Genomic DNA, 7,176 nt, shown 5'->3' on the forward strand with positions numbered 1-7,176 from the left:
CGGCGGCCGTCTTGCCCGGCGTCGCCGCGAGGGCGTCAACGAGCGCCGCGAAGCCGCCGGCATGGGCCGCGCCGCCGCCGGCCGGCGCACCGTTGATTACGGGTGCAACGTCGGGCACGGCCGATGAGGGGGAAACGACGGTTGCACGCATGATGCGCCAGCAGACAGCAAACGCCGCGCCAGTCCGAAAATGCCGCGGCGCGGCGCGACGGGTCCGGCAGACAACGCCGGACGGCATGGGCCCGGCGGAGTCTGCCCCCCCTGGCGCGGCAGATTCTGCCTCCTCTCGGCAGCCTCTGCCGCATCGCATGCCGTGTCGCGGCGAGCCGCCCCCGTTCAACGTCACGCGGGCCGTGGCATGATTTCTGCTGTCATCGTTCCTGTCGTCGTCGCCGTCGCCTTCGCACGGACGACGCGGACCGACGCGAGAGAAAGGAGCGTGCCGATGTCCCTGTTCAGCGCCATGAACACCGCAATCAGCGGGTTGACCGCCCAGGCCGGCGCGTTCAGCAACATCAGCGACAACGTCGCCAACAGCCAGACCGTCGGCTACAAGCGCGTCGACACGTCGTTCCAGGACTATCTGACGCAGAGCACGCCGCAGGTGAACGACCCCGGATCGGTCGTCGCGCGGCCGGACTACGTCAACAACGTCCAGGGCACGATCTCGCAGACCGACAATCCGCTGAACATGGCGATCGCCGGTCAGGGCTTCTTCGCCGTGAGCGAGACGGACGGCACGGCCAACGGCCAGCCGACCTTCTCCTCGCAGCAATACTACACCCGTGCCGGCGACTTCTCGATGGACAAGAACGGCTATCTCGTCAACAGCGCCGGCCAGTTCCTCAACGGCTGGAGCGTCAATCCGGCGACCGGGGTGGTCAACCAGTCCGCGCTGGTGCCGATCCAGGTCAGCCAGTCCACCTATCAGCCGCAGGCCACGACGAGCGTGCAGCTCTCCGCCAACCTGCCCGCGACCGCGAGCCCGGTGACGTCGCAGCTGCAGGTCTACGACGCCCTCGGCACGGCCCACACCGTCAACCTCAACTGGACGCCGACCGGCACCAATCAATGGAGCGTGCAGGTCGCCTCGCCCGACGACACCAGCGGCACGGCCGACCGCGGCACGGCGGACGTCTCGTTCGGCGGCACGATGGCGGACGGCACGACGGCGCCGGCGGGCACGCCCTCGGCGATCGCTGTGGACGGCGCCGATCCCGGCACCATCACCGGGTCCACCAGCGGGGCCAACCAGCCCGCGACGTTCAGCTTCACCACCAATTTCGGCTCCGGACCGCAGACGGTGACCGTCAGCCTCGGCACCTTCGGCTCGTCGAACGGCACGGTCCAGTATGCGGGAACAACTTATACCCTGCGCGGCCTGACGCAGAACGGCGTGCCGCCCGGCAGCTTCAGCAGCGTGACGACGCAGACCAACGGCGACGTGGTGGTGAATTACAACAACGGCCAGTCGCGTACTATCGCGCAAGTGCCCGTGGTGACGTTCGACGCGCCCGACCAGCTGCAGCGGCAGAACGGGCAGGCCTTCACCGCGACCGATGCCAGCGGCACGCCGCTCGCCAACAACGCCGGCAGCGGCGGGGCCGGCAACCTCGTCACCAGTTCGCAGGAGACGTCGAACGTCGATCTCGCGACCGAGCTGTCGCAGCTCATCGTCGCGCAGCAGGCCTACTCGGCCAATGCCAAGGTGGTGACCAGCGCGGACACGCTGCTGCAGACGACGCTCGACATGAAGCGCTAACCATTCGCCGCTAGACCTTCGTCATGGGTCTGGATGGCGCCCTTGCGACGGCCGGCACCGGGATCGACGCGATCCAGACGCAGCTCGCGCTGATCTCGCAGAACGTTGCCAATGCCGGCACGCCCAGCTACGCGACGGAAGTGGCGGCGCAGGAGGCCGTCACCGCCGGCGGCACCGGCATGGGCGTGCGGCTCCTGCCGGCGACGCGCCTCGTGGACACGACGCTGCAGGCGACGCTGCTGGGACAGAACGCATCGACGGCGGGGGCGCAGACGACGGCGACCGCCCTGTCGGCGATCAACGCGGTGCAGGGCACGCCCGGCGCGGGCAACGACCTGCCCAGCCTGCTCGCGGGGGTCACGACGGCCTTCACCACGCTCGCCGGCGATCCGTCCAGCGCCGCCAGCCAGCAGGCAGTGGTGACCGCCGCGCAGACCCTGGCGAACGGCATCAACAGCATCAGCCAGTCCTATCAGCAGCAGCGCCAGACGGCACAGGACGGCGTCGTCAGCGCCGTCGCCGCGATCAACACGGATCTCGGCACCATCGGCACGCTGTCCGACCAGATCATCAACCTGAAATCCCTCGGCCAAAGCACCGCCGACCTCGAAAACCAGCGCGACAAGGCCGTCGCCAGCCTGTCGTCGCTGGTCAGCGTGCGCACGCTCGCGCAGCCGAACGGCGACATGTTGGTGATCGCCGGCGGCGGCCTCATGCTGCCCACGCACGCAACGAACCCGCTGACGACGTCGGGCGCCCAGCTGGGCGCGGCGGCGACCTATCCGGAAAGCATCCCGGCCATCACGCTGGGCGGCACCGATGTCACCGGCGCGCTGACGGGCGGCTCGCTCGGCGCCGACCTCACGCTGCGCGACCGGACGCTGCCCACCTATCAGGCCGAGCTGGACGAGTTCAGCGCCCAGCTGTCTAACCGCTTTGCCGCGCAGGGACTGAGCCTGTTCACCCGTGGCGACGGCTCGCTGCCGGCCAGCACCGGCCCCTACACGCAGTCGGGCTATGTCGGCTACGCCGGGCAGATCACGGTCAACCCGGCGGTCGCCGCCTCGCCCTCGCTCGTGCGCGACGGCAACCTCGCGATCGCCGGCAGCCCGACCGGCGCGTCGGCCTTCACCCCGAACCCGGCCGGCGGCCCCGCCGCCTTCGGCACGCTGATCAGCCGCGTGCTGGACTACGCCCTCGGCAGCGACGCGCAGGCGGGGGTGGCGCAGCCCGCGACCCCGACCACCGGCCTCGGCCCGTCGGGCACGCTCGCGGCGCCCTATGCCGCGCCGCCGGACCTGACCGGCCTCGCCTCCACGATGATCGCCTCGCAATCCGCCGACAGCGCCGCCGCCACGGCCCAGGCGAGCAGCGAGGCATCGGTGCAGACGACGTTGAGCAGCCGGCTCGCGTCCGAGGATGGGGTGAACATGGACCAGGAGCTTGCCGCGATGACGCAGCTGCAGAACGCCTACGGCGCCAATGCGCGGGTGATCTCGGCGGTGCAGTCGATGTTCACCACGCTGCTGACCGCCATCACGCCGGTGATGGGATGAGCGGCGGCATCTCCGCGACCGGTTATGCGCTGTCGGATCTGCTGCTGGCGAACAGCCAGCAGGTCAGCCAGCGGATCGCGACATTGACCGAGCAGTCATCGACGGGACTGATCGCCCAGGACTACGCCGGTCTCGGCCAGGGTGCCGCGACCGCGCTCGACCTGCAGCCGCAAATCGCGCGCGACCAGGCGATCCAGACCGGCATCGCCGCCGCCGCCGGCCCGATGGGCGTGGCCCAGACCGCGCTGTCGCAGATCGGCACGCTGGCCACCGGAATCATCGCGCAGCTCAACACCCTCAACGGCCTCGATGCGTCGTCGGTCGGCAGCGTCGCCGCCGCCGCCCAGTCGGCGCTGACACAGGTCGCCGGCCTGCTCGACGAGCAGTACGGCGGCAGCTACGTCTTCGCCGGGCAGGACAGCGCCAACCCGCCGGTGCCGAATCCGGGGAGCATCCTCACATCCGGCTTCTATGCGCAGATCAGCGGCGCGGTCGGCGCCCTCCCGACCGCCGGCGCGACGGCCACCGCCGCGGCCACCCTGGCGATCGCGGGCTCCACGAGCCCCGGCACCACGCCGTTCTCCGCCACACTGGAAAGCCTCGCGGCGGCCGGCGACGGACGCACCACGGTCGAAACCGGACCGGGGCAGAGGGTGGCGGGTGTGATGCTCGCCAACCGCAACGGCGATGCGGCGTCGTCCGGCACGTCGACGACCGGTTCCTATATGCGCGACATCCTGCGCGGTCTCGCGACGGTTGCGTCCCTGACGCCGTCCAGCCTGTCGGCGGGCGGGTTCCAGGCCCTGATGCAGGACACGCGCACCAGCCTCAACGATGCCGTGGGCGCGATGTCCACCGATGCCGGCATCCTGGGCGACCGCCAGACGCAGCTCGGCAAGACGGCGACGTTGATCGGCGATACCGCGACCGCCCTCGGCAATCAGGTAGCCGACGTGACGCAGGCCAACCTCGCGCAGACCGCGACGTCCCTCTCGCTCGCCAACACGCAGCTGCAGGCGTCGTATCAGCTCATCGCGGGCCTGCCGAAACTTTCGCTTGTCCAGTATCTCTGAGTGGATCGGGGTCCACCGCTTCACGCTGTCTTAACCCCTTGCCTGCATCCTCTGCGCGACGCCCCAAAACGGCGGGGTCATGTGGCAACGATGGGACGGAAGGTAAGACACCATGGCCCTCAACTCGATCATCACCAACGTGGGCGCACAGGTCGCGCTCTCGTCGCTCGACTCCATCAACTCGCAGCTCGCGGTCGCGCAGAAGCAGATTTCGACCGGCTACCGCGTGGCCGACGCGACCGACGACGGCGCCGCATACGCCATCGCGCAACGGGTCCGTTCGGACATCGGCGCGCTGACCAGCGCCAATCAGCAGCTCGGCAACGTGCAGGGTCTGCTCAGCACCACCAGTTCGGCGCTCAACGACATCTCGAATACGCTGAACTCGGCGCGCGACGTTCTCGTGAAGCTGGCCGACGCCAACACGACCGGCACGCAGCGGACGCAATATGCCTCGCAGTATCAGGCACTGGTGGCGCAGGTACGCAGCTTCATCTCGGACTCGAGCTATAACAGCAAGTCGCTGATCGGCGATATCGGCGGTGCGACCGTCAACTCGGTCAACGTCGTCCGCAACGAGTCCGGCGGCACCTACAACGTGGCTACCTTCAGCGGTTCGGCGCTCTATAACGGGATCACCTTCTCGGCGCAGATTTCGAGCACGACGACCACGGCGGCAAAATCCATCGCCGCCCTGATCACGAACGGCGGCAGCTTCATCAAGCAGCTCAATTCTGTCGCAAACGCACTGAACAAATACGGGTCGGAGACGAACTACGTCACCAACCAGATCAGCTACAACAGCGACAAGATGAACTCGCTCACATCGGGTCTCGGCTCGCTGATCGACGCCGATCTGGCGAAGGAGTCCGCCGTACTGCAAAGCCTGCAGATCCAACAGCAGCTGGGCACGCAGTCGCTCACTGTCGCCAATCAGGCACCGCAATCGCTGCTGAAGCTGTACGGCCTCTGATCCCGACGGTCGGGAGGGGGCGCAGGCTCCCTCCCGACCGGCGTATTCCCGTCGCACGCGGATCGGCACCCCATGTCGCATTTGGTCCTGGAACTTCGTCAAGGCGAGACGATGATCGTCAACGGCACGCCGATCCGATTTCGGACAAAGTCCCGCATCGAACTGACCGCGCACGCGCGCTTCCTGTTCGGCAAGCAGATCATGCCGCCCGACCAGGCCGACAGCCCGGCACGGCGCATCTATTTCGCGCTGCAGACGGCCTATATCGGAACCGACACCGAGCGGCCTTGCGGCATGGCGGCGGCACGCACCTTCATCGCGGCGTTCCAGCGCGCGACGACCTCCGCCCTCGCCCGCGAAATCCTCGATCGCGCCCTGGCGGCGGCCGAGGCCGACGACTGCTACACGGCGTTGAAGCTGGTCCGGCGCATCATCCGTCACGAGGATGCGGTGCTCGGCCAACAGCGCCCGGCGCCGACACCGCCCCGGCCGGCGACCGTCTCGCCCGACCGGCATCCCTGACCGACGGCCAACAATTTCCGGAGTATTCCTGATGGCTGATCACCGGCATGCCGCCCAGGCCTATCAGACGGCGTCCAGCAACCGGTCGCTGCGCGAGCAGGAGGCCGACGTCTTCCGCCGGGCCAACGGTGCGCTGCGTGCGTGTCGCGGCGGCGACGGGCTCGTGCGCGCCCGCGCCCTGGCCGACAACCGGCGGCTCTGGCTGCTCGTCTCCGATCTGGTGATCGATCCGGAAAACGCCTTGCCGATCGACCTGCGCGCCGCGATCGCCTCCGTCGGCCGCGCGGTCCAGCGCGAGATGCAGCGGCCCGAGCCTGATTTCGACTTCCTGATCGCGGTCAACGAAAATATCGCTGCCGGCCTGTCGCGGACGGCACCGGCCGCCGCCCCCGCCAAGATGTCGGCATGACGCCATGTCGGACAGCGCCTATCTGCTGACTCTCTACGGCGGCGGCGGCAGCGCCGCGTCCTCGGCGTCGATGATCGACACGATCTATGGGCTCGCCGGAAGCGGCGGCACGAGCACGGCGCCACCCTATGGCATCACGACGGGCAACCCGATCGTCGCGCTGCAGGAAGCGCAGGCGACGCAGACACAGGGCATCGCGAACGAGGCAAAGCAGCCGCAGGTCGAGCGGACGCTGGCGCAGTTCAATGCGGCGGTCCAGGGAGCGACCAGCGTCCAGCAGCTCCTGTCGAACCCCGACGTGCTCAACGTCCTGCTCACGGCCAACGGGCTCGGCAGCCAGACCGGCTTCACCGCGCTGGCGCAAAAGGCGCTGATGTCGGATCCCAGCGACCCGAACTCGCTGGTCAACCAGCTCACGAACACCAACTGGAAATCCGCGGCGCAGACCTACCAGTTCGCGACCAAGGGGCTCGCGGTGATCCAGAATCCGCAGGTCCTCAGCACCATCGCCAACGGGTACACCGAAGTGTTGTGGCGGCAGTCGCTCGACAGCGCGGTGCCGGGGTTATCGAACGCGCTGAGCTTCAAGCAGCAGGCAAGCTCGATCACCTCCGTCGACCAGATCCTCGGCGACTCCACCCTGCGCACCGTCGTGACGACCGCCCTCGGCATCCCGCAGCAGATCGCCTTCCAGGACCTCACCGCGCAGGAGACCGCGATTTCCTCGCGCGTGGACATCAGCAAGTTCCAGGATCCGAATTTCGTCAACGCGTTCACCCAGCAATACCTGCTCGCCGCCGCCGGCAACACCGCCACGACGGGGGGCGGCACCAGCCTCGACTCCCTCGCGGTCCATGCACAGGGCCTGGTCGTCTGATCCA

Annotated in this window: 7 protein-coding genes; all 7 read left to right on the forward strand. The window is 68.5% G+C overall.

What is annotated here, in order from left to right; translation table 11 throughout:
* Positions 1-445 precede the first annotated feature (445 nt).
* The 7 genes from flgE (at position 446) to B8460_RS16460 (ending at position 7,172) form a co-directional block, all read left to right on the forward strand.
* A complete protein-coding gene (gene flgE / locus B8460_RS16430) occupies positions 446-1,762 on the forward strand; it encodes a flagellar hook protein FlgE (RefSeq protein ID WP_048862694.1) in 1,317 nt (438 codons plus the stop codon).
* Positions 1,763-1,785: 23 nt separating this feature from the next.
* Entirely contained in the window at positions 1,786-3,318 is a 1,533-nt protein-coding gene (flgK, locus tag B8460_RS16435) for a flagellar hook-associated protein FlgK (RefSeq protein WP_048862695.1), read from the forward strand.
* Entirely contained in the window at positions 3,315-4,391 is a 1,077-nt protein-coding gene (locus tag B8460_RS16440; RefSeq protein ID WP_048862696.1) for a flagellin N-terminal helical domain-containing protein, read from the forward strand. The genes flgK and B8460_RS16440 overlap by 4 nt, the downstream gene beginning before the upstream one ends.
* Positions 4,392-4,503: 112 nt before the next feature.
* Positions 4,504-5,364, forward strand: a complete 861-nt coding sequence (locus B8460_RS16445; RefSeq protein WP_048862697.1) for a flagellin — start codon at positions 4,504-4,506, stop codon at positions 5,362-5,364.
* Between the two features lie 72 nt (positions 5,365-5,436).
* Positions 5,437-5,886 (forward strand): flagellar biosynthesis repressor FlbT, encoded by a 450-nt coding sequence (locus tag B8460_RS16450; protein ID WP_048862698.1) that lies wholly within the window; start codon positions 5,437-5,439, stop codon positions 5,884-5,886.
* Positions 5,887-5,917: 31 nt separating this feature from the next.
* The gene (locus B8460_RS16455) at positions 5,918-6,295 is read left to right on the forward strand and encodes a flagellar biosynthesis regulator FlaF (RefSeq protein ID WP_048862699.1); all 378 of its coding nucleotides are present in this window, start codon (positions 5,918-5,920) and stop codon (positions 6,293-6,295) included.
* A 4-nt stretch (positions 6,296-6,299) separates the two neighbouring features.
* The gene (locus tag B8460_RS16460) at positions 6,300-7,172 is read left to right on the forward strand and encodes a DUF1217 domain-containing protein (protein ID WP_048862700.1); all 873 of its coding nucleotides are present in this window, start codon (positions 6,300-6,302) and stop codon (positions 7,170-7,172) included.
* Positions 7,173-7,176: the final 4 nt, after the last annotated feature.

Source organism: Acidisphaera rubrifaciens HS-AP3, from assembly GCF_000964365.1.
GTDB classification, from domain to species: Bacteria; Pseudomonadota; Alphaproteobacteria; order Acetobacterales; family Acetobacteraceae; genus Acidisphaera; species Acidisphaera rubrifaciens.